The following is a 17,499-nucleotide window of genomic DNA, read 5'->3' on the forward strand; positions in this document are numbered from 1 at the left end:
GGAAGGAGGGGGAGCGGGGCCTTCGGTTCAAGATGTTGGGTCCGTGCCCGCGTGGCGAACGCAGGCCGCGCACAGACCCGGGGGTGCCGGTCAGGAGCGGATGAGAGGGCCCGCTGGGTCCCTTCCGGCGGTCAAGTCGAGTGGGACTCAGCCCTTGAGGGAGATGACCTTGGAAGCAAGCGCCGACTTCTTGTTGGCGGCCTGGTTCTTGTGGATGACGCCCTTCGAGACGGCCTTGTCGAGCTGGCGCGCCGCGGCGCGCTGGTACTCGGTGGCCTTCTCGACGTCACCCGCGGCAGCAGCCTCGCGGGCCTTGCGGATCGCGGTCTTCAGGGAAGACTTGACGGCCTTGTTGCGCAGCCGGGCCTTCTCGTTGGTCTTGATCCGCTTGATCTGGGACTTGATGTTCGCCACGAATGAGCCTTTACAGGTTCAGGCGCGCGAGACAGCACGTCTCACACGCCGTTTGATTTCCTTGGGGTGTGCCTCCTGCAGAGAGGGCATGAGACACAGCCACCCAGGCTACCAGCCGTCGCGCGACCGGCCCAAACCGGTCGCAGTTCCCCACCCGTGGGACGATGGAGCCTACGTATCGATCCGACCCGAGGCGACAGGCGCCTCAAGAGACAGGACCCTGCGTGCCCGCGACCCCTAACAATGTGCCCGAGCCGAGCCGTACCGCCCCGGCTCTGATCCGCAATTTCTGCATCATCGCGCACATCGACCACGGCAAGTCCACGCTCGCCGACCGCATGCTTCAGCTGACCGGGGTGGTCGAGCAGCGGCAGATGCGTGCTCAGTACCTCGACCGTATGGACATCGAGCGCGAGCGCGGCATCACGATCAAGTCCCAGGCGGTCCGACTGCCCTGGGCCCCGACTGAGGACCCGGGCAACACCCACATCCTCAACATGATCGACACCCCCGGGCACGTGGACTTCACGTATGAGGTGTCCCGGTCGCTTGCCGCCTGCGAGGGGACCGTCCTGCTCGTCGACGCCGCCCAGGGCATCGAGGCCCAGACCCTCGCGAATCTGTACCTCGCGATGGAGAACGACCTCAAGATCATCCCCGTACTGAACAAGATCGACCTGCCGGCGGCGCAGCCGGAGAAGTTCTCGGAGGAGCTCGCCAACCTCATCGGCTGCGACCCCGACGACGTGCTCAAGGTCTCCGCCAAGACCGGGCTGGGTGTCGAGGCGCTGCTCGACAAGGTCGTCGCCGAGATCCCTGCCCCGGTGGGCGTCCAGGACGCCCCCGCGCGCGCGATGATCTTCGACTCCGTCTATGACTCCTACCGGGGCGTCGTGACGTACGTACGTGTCATCGACGGGCAGCTCAACAAGCGTGAGCGGATCCGGATGATGTCCACCGGGGCGACCCATGAGCTGCTGGAGATCGGTGTCTCGTCGCCCGAGATGACGCCGGCCGACGGCGTGGGCGTCGGTGAGGTGGGCTACATCATCACCGGGGTGAAGGACGTCCGGCAGTCCAAGGTCGGTGACACCATCACCACCCTGCACAAGGGGGCGACCGAGGCGCTCGGCGGGTACAAGGACCCCAAGCCCATGGTCTTCTCCGGGCTGTATCCGCTCGACGGGTCGGACTATCCCGAGCTGCGTGACGCCCTCGACAAGCTCCAGCTCAACGACGCCGCGCTCGTCTACGAGCCGGAGACCTCCGCCGCCCTCGGCTTCGGCTTCCGAGTCGGGTTCCTGGGGCTGCTGCACCTCGATGTGATCCGCGAGCGGCTCGAGCGCGAGTTCGGGCTCGACCTCATCGCCACCGCGCCGAACGTGGTCTACCGCGTCGACATGGAGGACGGCAGCGAGTACACCGTCACCAACCCGAGCGAGTTCCCCGAGGGGAAGATCGACAAGGTCTTCGAGCCGGTCGTGCGGGCGACGATCCTCGCGCCCTCCGAGTTCATCGGCTCGATCATGGAGCTGTGCCAGACCCGGCGCGGCACCCTGCTCGGCATGGACTATCTGTCGGAGGACCGGGTCGAGATCCGCTACACGCTGCCCCTCGCGGAGATCGTCTTCGACTTCTTCGACCAGCTGAAGTCCAAGACCCGCGGATACGCGTCGCTCGACTACGAGCCCACCGGCGAGCAGGCCTCCAGCCTGGTCAAGGTCGACATCCTGCTGCACGGCGACAAGGTGGACGCCTTCTCGGCGATCACCCACAAGGACGCGGCGTACGCGTATGGTGTGCGGCTCGTCGCCAAGCTGCGCGAGCTGATCCCGCGGCAGGCCTTCGAAGTGCCGATCCAGGCCGCCGTCGGTTCGCGGGTCATCGCCCGCGAGACCATCCGCGCCATCCGCAAGGACGTCCTCGCCAAGTGCTACGGCGGTGACATCTCCCGTAAGCGGAAGCTGCTGGAGAAGCAGAAGGAAGGCAAGAAGCGGATGAAGATGGTGGGCTCTGTGGAGGTTCCGCAAGAGGCCTTCATCGCCGTGCTGTCCAGCGACGACAGCGGTGGCTCGGCCAAGGGCAAGAAGTAGTCACGCACGGCACGACGACTTCGTCGATTTCAAGGGCCCGTTGCGCTTCGGCGCGGCGGGCCCTGTCTCTGTTCCCGGGGCGTTCTCGGGGCGTTCCCGGGGCCTTCTCGGGGGGAAGTGCTGTAGGAAGCGACAGTACGCCGCCTCTTACGCAGTGGCCGGTCGCGCTCTACTCTGATCACTCGATAGTTACTCGCGAGTTAAACAACAGCCGCAAATTGAGCCAGCCGCACTGTTGCGGGCCCCCGGAGGATGTCGTGAGCGACACACAGACCCTGATCGAGAACCGTCCGCCGTCCGTGGCGGCCCTCTTCCTGGAGCGTGTGGCGGCCACGCCGGCCGCCGAGGCGTACCGCTACCCCGCCCCGCCTGCCTCGGGCGAGGGTCCCGACGACTGGAAGTCGCTGACCTGGGCGCAGGCCGCCGAGCGGGTCTACGCCATCGCGGCCGGACTGATCGAACTGGGTGTCCAGCCGGAACAGCGCGTAGCGCTCGCCTCCTCCACTCGGGTCGAGTGGATCCTCGCCGACCTCGGCATCATGTGCGCGGGCGCGGCCACCACGACGATCTACCCGCAGACGAACGCCGAGGAGTCCGCGTTCATCCTCTCCGACTCGGGCAGCAAGGTCCTGATCGCGGAGGACGCGGCCCAGCTCGCCAAGGCGCGGGAGAAGCGCGCCGAGCTGCCCGAGCTCACCCATGTCGTGGTCATCGACCCCACGGGCGTGGAGACCGGCGACTGGGTGCTCACCCTCGCCGAGCTGGAGACCCGCGGTGCCGCCCACCTGGAGAAGAACCCCGACCTGATCAAGGAGAAGGTCGGCGCGATCACCGCCGACCAGCTCGCCACGCTCATCTACACCTCCGGCACCACGGGCCGCCCCAAGGGCGTCCGCCTCCCGCACGACAACTGGTCGTACATGGCGAAGGCCATCGCCGCGACCGGACTGCTCGGCCCCGACGACGTGCAGTACCTCTGGCTGCCGCTCGCCCACGTCTTCGGCAAGGTGCTCACGTCCGGCCAGATCGAGATCGGGCACGTCACCGCCGTCGACGGCCGGGTGGACAAGATCATCGAGAATCTGCCGGTGGTGCAGCCGACGTACATGGCGGCCGTCCCCCGCATCTTCGAGAAGGTCTACAACGGGGTCGCGGCCAAGGCGCGGGCCGGCGGCGGCGCCAAGTACAAGATCTTCCAGTGGGCCGCCGCGGTCTCCCGTGAGTACGCGAAGGCCAGCCAGGACAACTTCCGCCGCACCGGCACCGCCTCCGTCCCCTTCGCGCTCGGCGCCAAGCACAAGGTCGCGGACGCGCTCGTGTACGCCAAGATCCGTGAGGCCTTCGGCGGCAACCTGCGGGCCTGTGTCTCCGGCTCCGCCGCGCTCGCGCCCGAGATCGGCTACTTCTTCGCCGGCGCCGGCATCCACATCCTGGAGGGGTACGGCCTCACGGAGTCCTCCGCCGCCTCCTTCGTGAACCCCGGGGAGGCGTACCGCACCGGCACGGTCGGCAAGCCGCTGCCCGGCACGGAGGTGCGCATCGCGGACGACGGCGAGATCCTGCTGCGTGGCCCCGGCATCATGGAGGGCTACCACGGGCTGCCGGAGAAGACATCCGAGGTTCTGGAGGCGGACGGCTGGTTCCACACCGGTGACATCGGCGAGCTGTCCCCGGACGGGTATCTGAGGATCACCGACCGGAAGAAGGACCTGATCAAGACGTCCGGCGGCAAGTACATCGCGCCCGCAGAGGTCGAGGGTCAGTTCAAGGCCGTGTGCCCGTACGTCTCCAACATCCTCGTGCACGGCGCCGACCGGAACTTCTGCACCGCGCTCATCGCCCTCGACGAGCTGTCCATTCTGGACTGGGCGAAGGAGAACGGACTGGAGGGCAAGTCGTACGCCGATGTCGTCACCGCGCCGGCCACCGTCGAGCTGATCGACGGCTACGTCAAGGAGCTCAACGGGGGGCTTCAGCGGTGGCAGACCATCAAGAAGTTCCGGTTGTTGCCGCGGGATCTTGATGTGGAGCACGGGGAGATCACGCCGAGTCTGAAGTTGAAGCGGCCGGTGGTCGAGCGGGAGTACAAGGAGCTGATCGAGGAGATGTACGCCGGGTCGCGGGAGGCTTAAGCCCCTTACGGGGCGCGGTTGTCCCTCAAGGCGGTCACCAGCCTCTGTAGTTCCCGGACCTGCCTGCGCAGGTCCGGGAGGTCCGGCTGGTCGTCGACGCTCAGTTGCTTCTCCAGGGCCGCCAGGAGGGTGCTCACCTGGGCCGCGTGGGTGTGCTCCTGGGTGAGTATGCGTTCCAGTTGTTGGTTCTTGCGGTGCAGGTCCAGGAAGACCGTCACCTTGGCGCGAAGCACCCACGGGTCGAAGGGTTTCGTCAGGTAGTCGGCGGCGCCGGTCGCGTAGCCGCGGAAGGCGTAGCCCGCGTCGGCGTCGGTGCCGGTCAGGAAGATGATGGGGACGTCCTTGGTCTGGTCGAGCCGCTTGATGTTGGCGGCGGTCTCGAAGCCGTCCATGCCCGGCATCCGGATGTCGAGCAGGACGACGGCGAACCGCCGCCGCAGCAGGGCCTTCATCGCCTCCTCGCCCGAACGCGCGCGCACCAGCGGCTCGTTGAGGGACCCCAGGACGGCCTCCAGCGCGATCAGGTTGTCCTCCATGTCGTCGACCAGGAGGATGCTGGCGCGCTCGTCGGTCGTTTCCTCAGCGCTCATGGTGACTGTGCCTCACTCGGTCGTCGGCGGGACCGAGGCCTCCCCTGGTATGCCCGGTCCCGGAACAACGGATTCGGGAACGTCGTCGCCCTGTTCGTCGAGGTCTGTGCCCTCCGGGTCGAGGAGGGCGCAGACGACGGTCAGGAGCTGGTCGACGTCCACCGGCTTGGGTACGTAGTCGTTGGCACCGCGCGCGATGGATTTCTCGCGGTCTCCCGGCATCGCCTTCGCGGTGAGCGCGACGATGGGCAGGCCTGTCCAGCGGGGGGTGCGGCGGATGGCGGAGATCGTTTCGTAGCCGTCCATCTCCGGCATCATGATGTCCATCAGGACGAGTTCGACGTCGGGGTTGCGCTCCAGTGTCTCGATTCCCTCGCGGCCGTTCTCCGCGTACAGGACGGGCATGCCGACGCGGCCCAGGACGTGCGTGAGCGCGAAGACGTTGCGGATGTCGTCGTCCACGATCAACACCCGTCGCCCCGGCAGGACCTGGCCCGCACGGCCGGACTTCCAGGCCTCCAACTTGGTGGGTGTCGGCCAGGAGTCGTCGGTGTCGTGGGCGGTGTAGGGCTCGGTGGACAGCTGCTCCGGTACGGGCAGCGGACGGTTCTCCGCCACGGGTCCGGTCGCCGCGTGACCGGGGCTGATGACAGGGACGTACAGCGTGAAGGTGGAGCCCTTACCGGGGGCGCTCTCCGCGATGATGCGGCCGCCGAGCAGGCCGGCGATCTCCCGGCTGATCGACAGGCCGAGGCCGGTGCCGCCGTACTTGCGGTTGGTGGTGCCGTCGGCCTGCTGGAACGCCTCGAAGATCACCGGGAGTTTCTCCGCGGCGATGCCGATGCCGGTGTCGGATACGGCGAAGGCGATCACGTCGTCGCTGTTCTCGCGGGTGAAGGTGTGGTCGGGGTCCTTGAGGCGGTTGACGCGCAGCTCGACCCGGCCGGTCGCGGTGAACTTGATCGCGTTGGAGAGCAGGTTGCGCAGGATCTGCTGAAGCCGCTGCTCGTCCGAGTACATCTCGCGCGGTACGGCCTCGCCGACCGCCACCTCGAAGGCGAGCCCCCGGTCCAGGGTGAGCGGGCGGAAGGTGGCGTGGACGTAGTCCAGCAGCTTGATGAGGGGGAGCCGCTTCGGTCGTACGTCCATACGGCCCGCCTCGATCTTCGACAGGTCGAGGATGTCGTTGATGAGCTGGAGGAGGTCGGAGCCCGAGCGGTGGATCGTCGTCGCGAACTGGACTTCCTGGTCGGAGAGACGGCCGTCCGGGTTGTCGGAGAGGAGGCGGGCGAGGATCAGCAACGAGTTGAGCGGCGTGCGCAGTTCGTGCGACATGTTCGCCAGGAACTCCGACTTGTACTGGGAGCTGGTCGCCAGGAGCGCGGCCTTCTCCTCCAGTTCGGCGTTCGAGCGCTGCAACTCCGCCTGTTGTGACTGGAGTTCGTCGGAGCGGTCCTGGAGCTGGATGGCCAGCCGCTGGGACTCGCCGAGCAGGGACTCGGTGCGGGAGTTGGCGATGATGGTGTTGATGGCGACGCCGATGGTGTTCACGAACTGGTCGAAGAACGCCAGGTGGACGTCGGAGAAGCGGGAGAACGAGGCGAGTTCGATGACGCCCAGCAGCTTGTCCTCGAAGAGGATCGGGATGATGACGACGCTCGCCGGGGCAGCCTCCCCCAGCCCGCTGTTGATCTTGATGTAGTCCGGTGGGGCTTCTTCGACGAGGATGCGCTTCTTCTCGCGCGCCGCCTGCCGGACCAGCCCGTGCACCGGCATGCTGCCCGTGTCGACGGTCGCGCCCTGCGCCGAGCCGTACCCGGCGATGAAGGCGAGACCCTTGGTGGGCACGGCCGTACGCAGGGACGCCCCGTCCTCCTCCGGGTCGGCCAGGAAGAACGCGCCGTACTGCGCGTTCACCAGCGGGGTCAGCTCGCGCAGGATCAGGTCGGCGACCTCCATCAGATCCCGGTGGCCCTGCATCAGCGCGGCGAGCCGGGCGAGGTTCGACTCCAGCCAGTCCTTCGCGCGGGTCGTCTCGCGGAGGTTGGCCACCATCAGGTTGATGTTGTCCTTCAGCTCGGCGACCTCGCCCTGGGTCTCCACGGTGATGGAGCGGGACATGTCGCCCTGGGCCACCGCGGAGGCCACTTCGGCGATCGCGCGGACCTGCGTGGTGAGGTTGGAGGCCAGCTCGTTCACGTTCGTCGTCAGACGCTTCCAGGTGCCGTACACACCCTCGACCCTTGCCTGGCCGCCGAGTTGACCCTCCGAACCCACCTCGCGGGCCACCCGGGTGACCTCCGAGGAGAAGGAGGAGAGGGTGTCGACCATCGTGTTGATGGTCGTCTTCAGCTCGAGGATCTCGCCGCGCGCGTCCACGTCGATCTTCTTCGAGAGGTCGCCCTGGGCCACGGCGGTGGCGACCTGCGCGATGTTCCGTACCTGCGACGTCAGGTTGTCGGCCATGTAGTTGACGTTGTCGGTCAGATCACGCCAGACGCCGGACACGCCGAGCACCTGGGCGCGGCCGCCGAGCCGGCCGTCCGTGCCGACCTCGCGGGCGACGCGGGTCACCTCGTCGGCGAAGGCGCGCAGCTGCTCCACCATCGTGTTGACGGTGTCCTTGAGTTCGAGGATCTCGCCGCGGGCGTCGACCGTGATCTTCTTCGACAGGTCGCCGTTCGCGACCGCCGTCGTCACCTGGGCGATGTTGCGGACCTGCGACGTCAGGTTCAGGGCCATGAAGTTGACGTTGTCCGTCAGGTCCTTCCAGACGCCGGACACGCCGCGGACCTGGGCCTGGCCGCCGAGGTTGCCTTCCGTGCCGACCTCGCGGGCCACGCGGGTGACCTCGTCGGCGAAGGCGGAGAGCTGGTCGACCATGGTGTTGATGGTCGACTTGAGTTCGAGGATCTCGCCCTTCGCCTCGACCGTGATCTTCTTGCCGAGGTCGCCCTGCGCGACGGCCGTGGAGACGAGGGCGATGTTGCGGACCTGTGAGGTCAGGTTGTCGGCCATGAAGTTGACGTTGTCGGTGAGGTCCTTCCAGACGCCGGACACGCCGCGGACCTGGGCGCGCCCGCCGAGGTTGCCTTCCGTGCCGACCTCGCGGGCCACGCGGGTGACCTCGTCGGCGAAGGCGGAGAGCTGGTCGACCATGGTGTTGATGGTCGATTTGAGTTCGAGGATCTCGCCCTGCGCGTCGACCGTGATCTTCTGGCTGAGGTCGCCGTTGGCGACGGCCGTGGTGACCTGGGCGATGTTGCGGACCTGTGAGGTCAGGTTCGAGGCCATGAAGTTGACGTTGTCGGTGAGGTCCTTCCAGACGCCGGAGACGCCCCGGACCTGCGCACGGCCGCCCAATTGGCCTTCGGTGCCGACTTCGCGGGCGACGCGGGTGACCTCGTCGGCGAAGGCGGAGAGCTGGTCGACCATCGTGTTCACGGTGAGCTTCAGCTCGAGCAGCTCGCCGGTCGCCTCGACCGTCACCGTACGGGTCAGATCGCCGCGCGCCACCGCCGTGGTCACCAGGGCGATGTCCCGCACCTGGGCGGTGAGCCGGGAGGCCATCGTGTTGACCGCCTCGGTCACATCGCGCCAACTGCCCGACAGGCCCTGCACTTTGGCGCGTCCGCCGAGTCGGCCCTCGGTGCCGACCTCGCGGGCGACCCGGGTCACCTCGCCGGTGAAGAGGGACAGCTGGTCGACCATCTTGTTGACGGCCCGGCCCAGTCTGCGCAGGTCGCCCCGCAGCTGACGGTTACCGTCGTGCAGGTCCACCCGCTGGGTGAGGTCGCCGCCGGCCACCGCGTCGAGGACGCGCGTCGCGTTCGCGGCGGGTGCCACCAGGGCGTCGAGCAGCTGGTTCACGTCATTGACGCGGGTCGTCCAGTTGCGCTGGCCCGGGCTCGCCGACAGTCGCTCGTCGAGTCGGCCGTGCCGCACCAACTCCCTCCGGACCCGCTGCACTTCCGTGTTGAAGTGGGTGTTGCGGTCGAGGATCTGATTGAACGTCGTGCTCAGCTCGGCCACCAGGCCGTGCCCCGTCTCGGGCACCTTGGTGAAGTCACCGTCGCGCGCGGCGGTCATCGCGGCGAGCAGAGGACGCAGATCTGATGCCCGAATTTGTCCGTCTTCGGGCGCACGCGTAGCACTGTTCTCACTCATGGCAGCCCACTTCGGTAACTCGGCGCTTATGGGCGCGGCCAGTCTGTCACTCTGTCCATGTCGCCTGAGGCGTAATCGTCCGAACTGCTCAGGGAGCCGCACAGTGGGGGCCATTCCGACGCAACGGGAGTCACAACCGGACTCCATGGCGCTTGCCCCTGATACGCCCGCGCACCACCGCGCGGGCCAGGAAACAATGGCGCGCGCCGCGCTGCCGGGCACTCCTCTCGCGCCCGGCGCCGCCCGTCGGCTGGTGCGGGAGGCGCTCGCCGGCTGGTCCGAACTCGCGCTGCCCGGCGCCGAGATCGTCGGCGAGCGGCTGGCCGATGACGCTGTCGTGGTCGCCAGCGAACTCGTCACCAACGCCGTGGTGCACGCGGGCACCGACGTCGAGCTGCTGTGCCGGCTGGAAATCACCGCCGACGGGGCGGTGGGCGCGGTGGTCGTCGAGGTCTCCGACCACCACCCCTCGAGGGCGGTACGGGAGGAAGTGGTCGAACGGCAGTACGGCACACCGGAGTACGGGCGCGGGCTGCGGCTCGTCTCCGCGCTCTCGGACGCCTGGGGGATCACCTACCGCACCGGCGTCAAGACCGTCTGGGCGCGGCTGCCTGTTCATGGGGGGCTGGCGGTGGACGAAGAGCTTGGCGTGGTGGCTGGGGCGCCGGCTGCGGATGAGGGATTCGGCGTGGCTGGGGGGCTTGTCGTCGACGAGAAGACGGTCGACGAGAGGGCGGTTGAGGAGAGGTCGGTCGACGAGGGGGCGGTCGACGAGAAGGCGGTCGACGAGAGGGCGGAGGTGTACGTCGATGAGCTCGCCCTGACGACCGGGCCGCGAGGCGCCGAAACGCGGGCCTCCGAACCGAGGCGTAGCCCGCGGCGGGACCACGACTGGCTCAACCGCGGTGCCCTCTCCTTCCTCGCCGAGGCGTCCGACCTGCTCGCTGGACAGCTCGACGAGGACCTGGTCGCCGCGCTCGCCGGACAGCTTCTGGTGCCACGGCTCGCGGACTGGTGCGCGGTGTGGCTGGAGGACGAGGCCACCGACCGGGCGGGCGGTCTCGGCCTGGCCCTGGGGCCGCGGCTCGCCCGCGTCTGGCACGGCAGTGAGAACCGCATCGAGGAGTTACGCCGGGCCTTGGAGAAGGATCCGCCACGACTGCCGGACTCGGTGCGATCCCGTGCCGTGCCGGTGCCCTGGCCGGGCGAGGTGCTGGGGGACGGTGAGGAGTGTTGGGCCGGCGAGATGTACGTGGCTCGTGTGATGGACGGGGCCCACGAGCCGGGCAGGACGCCCGAGGCAAGCATCGTGGGCGGGACCTACGGAGCGAGCATCGTGGGCGAGGCGCACGGAGCCGGCGCGTTGGGCGGGCCACACGGAGCCGGCGCCATGGGCGGGGCGCACTCGGAGATTCTCGGCGACGAGGCGCCCGGACCGGGCCGGGCGGAGGGGCCGAGCCGGGCCGGCGGGGTGAGTGACGGGAGGCGGTCCAGTGGGGCCGCGCTCGCGTACCGGCTGATCGCGGGCGGGCGCCCACTCGGCACCCTCGTCATCGGGCGGGCCGGGCCGACCGCCTTCCCCGACGAGATCACCGGGCTCGTCGAGGATCTCAGCCGCCGCATCGCCCTCGCCATCGGCGCCGCCCGCCAGTACGCGCGCCAGGCCACCATCAGCCGGGTCCTCCAGCGCGGTCTGCTGCCCGGAGCGGTCGCCGAGATCCCTGGGGTGCGCAGCGCCCTCGTGTACGAACCGCTGGACAAGGGCGGGCCCAGCGGCGACTTCTACGACCTGTTCCCGGCCGGGGACGGGCGCTGGTGCTTCGTCCTGGGCGACGTGCAGGGCAAGGGGCCCGAGGCCGCCGTGGTGATCGGCCTCGCCCGGCCCTGGCTGCGGCTGCTGGCCCGTGAGGGCTACCACGTCGCGGATGTCCTGGACCGCCTCAACCAGCTTCTGCTGGACGACGCGACCGAGGCGGCCGACGCGGCGGCCCGCGCGCTGGTCGCCGCGGGCGGGCCGGGCCTGGGCCCCGACGAGGGCCCGCAGACCCGCTTCCTGTCCATGCTGTACGGCGAGCTGGTGCCCTTCGAAGGCGGCGTCCGCTGCACCCTCGCCTCCGCCGGACATCCGCTGCCGCTGATCCTGGGCCCCGATGGCGACGTACGAGAAGTGGCCGAGCCGGGGACCCTCCTCGGCGTCTTCGAGGACGCGACCTACACCTCCGAGACGTTCGAGCTGTACCCCGGCGACACCGTCCTGTGTGTCACGGACGGAGTGACGGAGCGCCGCAGCGGGCCGCGCCAGTTCGATGACGACGACGGGCTCGCGGAGGCCCTCGCGAGCTGCGTGGGGCTGAGCGCCGAGCTCGTCGCGGAAAGGATCCGGCGACTGGTGCACGAGTTCGGCAGCAAGCCGCCGGAGGACGACCTGGCGTTGCTGGTGCTGCAGGCCGAGTAGCCGGAACGGGAAAGGGCCAGAGAAACGGGAGAGGAGGGGCACTCGGCCGCGTACGGGACAATGGAACGCATGCCTTCCGCACTTCCCGACGGTGAGCCCGTCCCCGACGACGGGGCGCTGCCCGCGCACGCCCTGACCGGAGCCGCCGAGCGCCCCCTCGGGTTCTATCTCCATGTGCCGTACTGCGCGACCCGCTGCGGCTACTGCGACTTCAACACCTACACGGCGACCGAGCTGCGGGGCACCGGAGGCGTACTCGCCTCCCGCGACAACTACGCGTCCACCCTGATCGACGAGGTCCGCCTCGCCCGCAAGGTCCTCGGCGACGACCCGCGCCCCGTCCGCACGGTCTTCGTCGGAGGCGGTACGCCGACACTGCTGGCCGCCGACGATCTCGTACGGATGCTGGGGGCGATCCGCGACGAGTTCGGGCTCGCGGCCGACGCCGAGATCACCACCGAGGCGAACCCGGAGTCGGTGGACCCGGCGTACCTCGCGACCCTGCGGGCAGGCGGCTTCAACCGGATCTCCTTCGGCATGCAGAGCGCCCGGCAGCACGTACTGAAGGTGCTCGACCGCACGCACACCCCGGGTCGCCCCGAGGCCTGCGTCGCCGAGGCCCGTGCGGCCGGCTTCGAGCACGTGAACCTCGACCTGATCTACGGCACGCCCGGCGAGTCCGACGACGACTGGCGGGCCTCGCTCGAGGCCGCGCTCGGCGCCGGTCCCGACCATGTGTCCGCCTACGCGCTGATCGTGGAGGAGGGGACCCAGCTGGCCCGCCGGATCCGCCGCGGCGAGGTTCCCATGACGGACGACGACGTCCACGCGGACCGGTATCTGATCGCCGACGAGGTGTTCGCGAAGGCGGGCTTCGACTGGTACGAGGTGTCCAACTGGGCCACCTCGGAGGCCGGCCGGTGCCTGCACAACGAGCTGTACTGGCGTGGCGCCGACTGGTGGGGCGCCGGGCCGGGCGCCCACAGCCACGTGGGCGGCGTGCGCTGGTGGAACGTGAAGCACCCCGGCGCGTACGCGGCGGCGCTGGCCTCCGGTCGCTCCCCGGGCGCGGGGCGCGAGCTCCTCTCGGACGAGGATCGGCGCGTGGAGCGTGTCCTGCTGGAGTTGCGGCTGCGCGAGGGGTGCCCGCTGTCGCTGCTCCGCCCGGAGGGTCTGGCCGCGGCCCGTCGTGCCCTGTCCGACGGGCTGCTGGAATCCGGGCCGTACGACGACGGTCGCGCGGTTCTCACGCTGCGGGGGCGGTTGCTCGCCGATGCGGTGGTGCGGGACCTGGTGGACTGAGGGGGCGTGCGGTGGGGGCTTGGCGCGCCCACGCGGCGGAGCCGCACGATGTCACAGCCCCGCGCCCCTGGGCATCTCAGCCCGTCCGGCGTTTGAGGACGAGGCCGTTCAGGCCGAAGCGGGGGTCTGGGGGCGGCAGCCCCCAGGTACGGATGGGACGGGTAGGGGCGGCGGGGGCGAGGAAAGCCGACCAGCCCCCCCGCTCAGCTCTTCTCGAAGCGGAAGCCCACGCCCCGTACCGTCGCGATGTACCGAGGATTCGCCGCATCGTCACCGAGCTTCTTGCGGAGCCAGGAGATGTGCATGTCGAGGGTCTTGGTCGACGACCACCACGTCGTGTCCCAGACCTCCCGCATCAGCTGGTCACGTGTGACCACCCGCCCGGCATCCCGCACCAGCACCCGAAGCAGGTCGAACTCCTTTGCGGTGAGCTGGAGTTCCTCGTCGCCCATCCAGGCCCGGTGCGACTCGACATCGATACGCACACCGTGCGTGGCGGGCGGCTGCTGCGGCTCCGCGGCGCCGCGCCGCAGGAGGGCCCGGACGCGGGCGAGCAGTTCGGCGAGCCGGAACGGCTTGGTCACGTAGTCGTCGGCGCCCGCGTCGAGACCGACGACGGTGTCCACCTCGTCGGCACGCGCGGTCAGGATGAGGATCGGGATGGTGTGGCCTTCGGCACGGAGTCGGCGGGCCACTTCCAGGCCGTCCATCCCGGGCAGGCCCAGGTCCAGGACGACCAGGTCGACGCCGCCCTGCATTCCGGCGTCGAGCGCGGCGGGTCCGTCCTCGCGCACTTCGACCTCGTAACCCTCCCGGCGCAGGGCGCGGGCCAGTGGCTCCGAGATGGACGCGTCGTCCTCGGCGAGCAGTACACGGGTCATGGGGTGATGGTAGTCCGCCACGGAGGACGCCTGCGGCGTGATCCGTATCCGCCATTCTTACTTACGGCTGTACGGTTTCTTACCTTCGGCTGTGCGATGCGATCATGGTGCGCACCTTCGAATAGGTGTCCATGGTTCCATTATTACCTGTGATCCATCTCTCACGTCCTTCCATATGCGGCATTGACTTGTCGTATGGTGACCACACGCCTGTAGCACCACACCGGGACCTTTGGCGAGTATCTGACGCTAAAGGTCTCTTTTGTGTGCGGGCTGGTGTTTGCCAGCCTTGAAAGGAATGACCTGTGGCCGGGCCCGAGCGCATCGACGCGTGACGGGCGTGGATCCCGGTGGTCGGCGTCCACCGCTTCGCAATCCGGAGCGGACTCCCCGTGGGCGTGGGGTGGACGGTCGAGCATTCGCCGGTGCCGGCCGCCCCCCACCGGGCGCGCGACGCTCAAGCAGCGCGTCCCGACCAGCAAGGAACGACCATGGCGTCCAGCCTGACGAAGGACACAGACCCGGGCACCCCCGGTTTCGAGCGCTCCTTCTTCGGCCACCCCCGCGGACTGGCCACTCTCTTCATGACCGAGATGTGGGAGCGGTTTTCCTACTACGGCATGAGAGCTCTGCTCCCGCTGTACCTGGTCGCACCGGGCGGCCTGCACATGAGCGCGGCCTCCGCCACGGCGATCTACTCCGTGTACCTGTCGCTCGTGTACCTGCTCGCCCTTCCCGGCGGCTGGTTCGCGGACCGCGTGCTCGGCCCCCGCAAGACCGTGGCCGTCGCCGGCCTCGTCATCATGCTGGGTCACCTGACGCTGGCGCTGCCGTCGTCCGGCACCTTCTTCGCGGGTCTGGGCCTGGTCGCGATCGGTTCCGGTCTGCTGAAGGCCAACATCTCCACGATGGTCGGCCACCTCTACGACGGCCCGGACGACCCGCGCCGCGACGGTGGCTTCACCCTCTTCTACGTGGGCATCAACATCGGCGCCTTCGCCGCGCCGCTGATCATCGGCACCGTCGGTGAGAACGTGAACTGGCACCTGGGCTTCGCGCTCGCCGCGCTCGGCATGGCGCTGGGTCTGGCGCAGTTCCTGCTGGGCGGCCGTCACCTGAGCGCGCGTTCCAGCGTCGTCCCGACGCCGCTGACCGCCGCCGAGAAGTCCGCCACGCTGCGCAAGTCCGCCCTGTGGGCGGCCGTCGCCGCGGTCTTCTACTGCATCGTCGGCTTCTCGGGCCACTACACGCTGAACTGGCTGCTGGTCCCGATCACGATCGCCGGTCTGCTCATCCCGGTCATGGTCATCGCACGTATCAAGCGGGACAAGGACCTGGACCGCGTCGAGCAGTCGAAGATGTCCGCGTACATCTGGTTCTTCGTGGCCGCGGCCATCTTCTGGATGATCTACGACCAGGGTGGCTCGACCCTGTCGATCTTCGCCGAGTCGTCTGCCGACAACACGATCTTCGGCTGGGAGTTCCCGGTCTCCTGGTACCAGTCCGTCAACCCGGTCATGATCATGGCGTTCGCCCCGGTCTTCGCCTGGATGTGGCTGGCGCTGAACCGGCGCGGCAAGGAGCCGAGCACGGCCGTGAAGTTCGCCTCGGGTCTGCTCCTGATCGGCGCGTCCTTCTTCCTCTTCCTGGCCCCGCTGTCGATCGCCGAGGGCGGTCACAAGGCGGCCGCGATGTGGCTGGTCGCGATCTACTTCGTGCAGACCGTCGGCGAGCTGACCGTCTCCCCGGTCGGCCTGTCCGTCACGACGAAGATGGCTCCCGCGAAGTACGCCTCCCAGATGATGGGTGTCTGGTTCCTGGCCGTCACCGCCGGTGACGCCACGACCGGCCTCCTCTCCATCGCCGGGGTCGACCTCAACAAGACGGGCATCGTCGCCCTCCAGGCCACGCTCGCCGTGGTCGCCGGTGTCGCGGTGTGGATGTACCGCAATAAGGTCAAGGAACTCATGGGCGACGTGCACTGACGCACGCACTGACGCACGCCTTACGACGAACGGGGCCGCCGTATCCGCTGGGATACGGCGGCCCCGTTCGTGTGGGGCTCATATGTGGGCCGGGGCCCGGTCGGAGGAAGGTCAGCGCACGCGTCGGCCCGGCATGAAGGTGAAGACCGCGCCCCCCAGCAGGATCACCGTGCCCGCGATCAGGCCCAGGGCCTTCAGGCCGCCGCGGTTCCCGGCGCCCGTTTCCGCGAGGCCGCCGCTGGACGACGTACCTCCTGAGGAATCGCCTCCTGAGGAGCCGCCGCCCGACGCTCCGCTCGCCTGTTCGGTGGTGTCCAGGGTCAGGGAGACCTCGGACGTGGTCGGGGTGCAGGTCGTCGTCGTGCCCAGGGCCTCGATCGTCAACACCCCTGGGGACAGCGTGGACCGGCCGCTCGCGCCGGGCTTGTACGTGCCGGTGAGGTCGGGGATCTCCATCGGGTCGCCCGTCTTGATCGGCTCGGCGTTGGTCGGCCCTTCGACATGGACCGTGCCGTCGTCCGAGCCGCCCAGGGCCACCTCCATCGACGGCTTGACGGAGTCCGCGGGGATGTCGGCCGGGCTGTCCATCACCGACTTCTTGAACTGGACGGTGAGGTCGTAACTCCCGCCGTTCTTCTTGGCGTTGATCTGGACGGGGGAGGTGGCGTCCTTGTCTCCGATGGGCGTCTTGCATGCGTAGGGGACGGAGACTTCCTTGCCGGTGAAGTCGGTCTGGCCACCGCCGTCGTCACCTCCGGTGGAGCCACCCGTGTCGCTGCCGCCGGTGCCTCCGGTGTCACTCGCGCTCGGCGTCGGCGTCGAGGTGCCCGTGGGCAGCTCCGTCGGCAGCGTCGGCAGCCCCGTCGGCAGGGTCGGTGTCCCCGTCGGAAGTCCGCCCGTCGTGCCGCCCGAACCCCCTCCGCTCCCCGTCACCTTGATCGTCGCCGCCGACTTCACCGTCTCCTTCGGCGCGCACTTCGTGTCCGTCGACACCGGCTTGCTGACGTTGATGTTGTACGCGTCGGGGGTCAGGGTCACCTCTCCCGCCGCCGTCAGCTTCAGCTTGCCCGTCATGTCGGGCAGCTTCATGTCGCTGTTCTTGGGGATCGCCGGGTTCGACCGGGGCCCCTCCATCGCGATGTCCGCCGTCTGGGCGCCGGCCGCCTTCAGCGTGCCCGTCGGCTTCACCGTGTCCTTCTCCAGGTCGATGACGTCCGGATTCTTGGACGCCGCCTTGACGAACTTCCAGGTGATGGTGACCTCGTCCCCCACCTTCGCCTCGGCGGGCGCGGTGATCTCCGCCTGCGTCGTGCCCTCGACCGGGGGCAGCCCGGAGATCGAGGGCGGAATGCACTCCGTCAGGTACGACACCTCAGCGGCCTGCGCCGGGGTCACGGCCACTCCCAGCAGGATGCCCGCGCCGCCGAGCATCAGCGCGACCCCGGCCGCGCTCACTCTTCGTCCTGCCGCCGGTACCACT

The 17,499-nt window shown here is 68.9% G+C and carries 10 protein-coding genes; 5 read left to right on the forward strand and 5 right to left on the reverse strand.

What is annotated here, in order from left to right:
- Positions 1-147: 147 nt before the first annotated feature.
- The gene (gene rpsT / locus ACX28W_RS13430) at positions 148-414 is read right to left on the reverse strand and encodes a 30S ribosomal protein S20 (RefSeq protein ID WP_458999139.1); all 267 of its coding nucleotides are present in this window, start codon (positions 412-414) and stop codon (positions 148-150) included.
- 224 nt (positions 415-638) lie between these two features.
- Between rpsT and lepA the strand changes: the two genes are divergently transcribed.
- Both lepA and ACX28W_RS13440 read left to right on the forward strand, forming a co-directional pair.
- Positions 639-2,507, forward strand: coding sequence for a translation elongation factor 4 (gene lepA / locus ACX28W_RS13435; RefSeq protein WP_458999140.1), 1,869 nt, complete (start codon positions 639-641; stop codon positions 2,505-2,507).
- Positions 2,508-2,764: 257 nt separating this feature from the next.
- Positions 2,765-4,639, forward strand: coding sequence for an AMP-dependent synthetase/ligase (locus ACX28W_RS13440; RefSeq protein ID WP_458999141.1), 1,875 nt, complete (start codon positions 2,765-2,767; stop codon positions 4,637-4,639).
- Between the two features lie 5 nt (positions 4,640-4,644).
- On the opposite strand, the gene ACX28W_RS13445 is transcribed toward ACX28W_RS13440, so the two are convergent.
- Together ACX28W_RS13445 and ACX28W_RS13450 are read right to left on the reverse strand one after the other, a co-directional pair.
- Positions 4,645-5,229 (reverse strand): response regulator, encoded by a 585-nt coding sequence (locus ACX28W_RS13445; protein ID WP_458999142.1) that lies wholly within the window; start codon positions 5,227-5,229, stop codon positions 4,645-4,647.
- Between the two features lie 12 nt (positions 5,230-5,241).
- On the reverse strand, positions 5,242-9,396 hold the full coding sequence (locus tag ACX28W_RS13450; RefSeq protein ID WP_458999143.1) for a HAMP domain-containing protein: 4,155 nt from the start codon (positions 9,394-9,396) through the stop codon (positions 5,242-5,244).
- A gap of 145 nt (positions 9,397-9,541) precedes the next feature.
- Between ACX28W_RS13450 and ACX28W_RS13455 the strand changes: the two genes are divergently transcribed.
- A complete protein-coding gene (locus ACX28W_RS13455; protein WP_458999144.1) occupies positions 9,542-11,851 on the forward strand; it encodes a SpoIIE family protein phosphatase in 2,310 nt (769 codons plus the stop codon).
- 69 nt (positions 11,852-11,920) lie between these two features.
- Positions 11,921-13,153: a radical SAM family heme chaperone HemW gene (gene hemW, locus ACX28W_RS13460; protein WP_458999145.1), complete on the forward strand. Its 1,233-nt coding sequence runs from the start codon at positions 11,921-11,923 to the stop codon at positions 13,151-13,153.
- A gap of 203 nt (positions 13,154-13,356) precedes the next feature.
- Here hemW and ACX28W_RS13465 read toward each other — a convergent pair whose 3' ends face one another.
- A complete protein-coding gene (locus tag ACX28W_RS13465) occupies positions 13,357-14,034 on the reverse strand; it encodes a response regulator transcription factor (RefSeq protein ID WP_458999146.1) in 678 nt (225 codons plus the stop codon).
- Between the two features lie 491 nt (positions 14,035-14,525).
- On the opposite strand from ACX28W_RS13465, the gene ACX28W_RS13470 reads away from it, so the two are divergent.
- Entirely contained in the window at positions 14,526-16,019 is a 1,494-nt protein-coding gene (locus ACX28W_RS13470) for an oligopeptide:H+ symporter (protein ID WP_458999147.1), read from the forward strand.
- A gap of 111 nt (positions 16,020-16,130) precedes the next feature.
- On the opposite strand, the gene ACX28W_RS13475 is transcribed toward ACX28W_RS13470, so the two are convergent.
- The gene (locus tag ACX28W_RS13475) at positions 16,131-17,474 is read right to left on the reverse strand and encodes a hypothetical protein (protein ID WP_458999148.1); all 1,344 of its coding nucleotides are present in this window, start codon (positions 17,472-17,474) and stop codon (positions 16,131-16,133) included.
- Between the last annotated feature and the right edge of the window lie 25 nt (positions 17,475-17,499).

The organism is Streptomyces sp. SD15 (genome assembly GCF_054462255.1).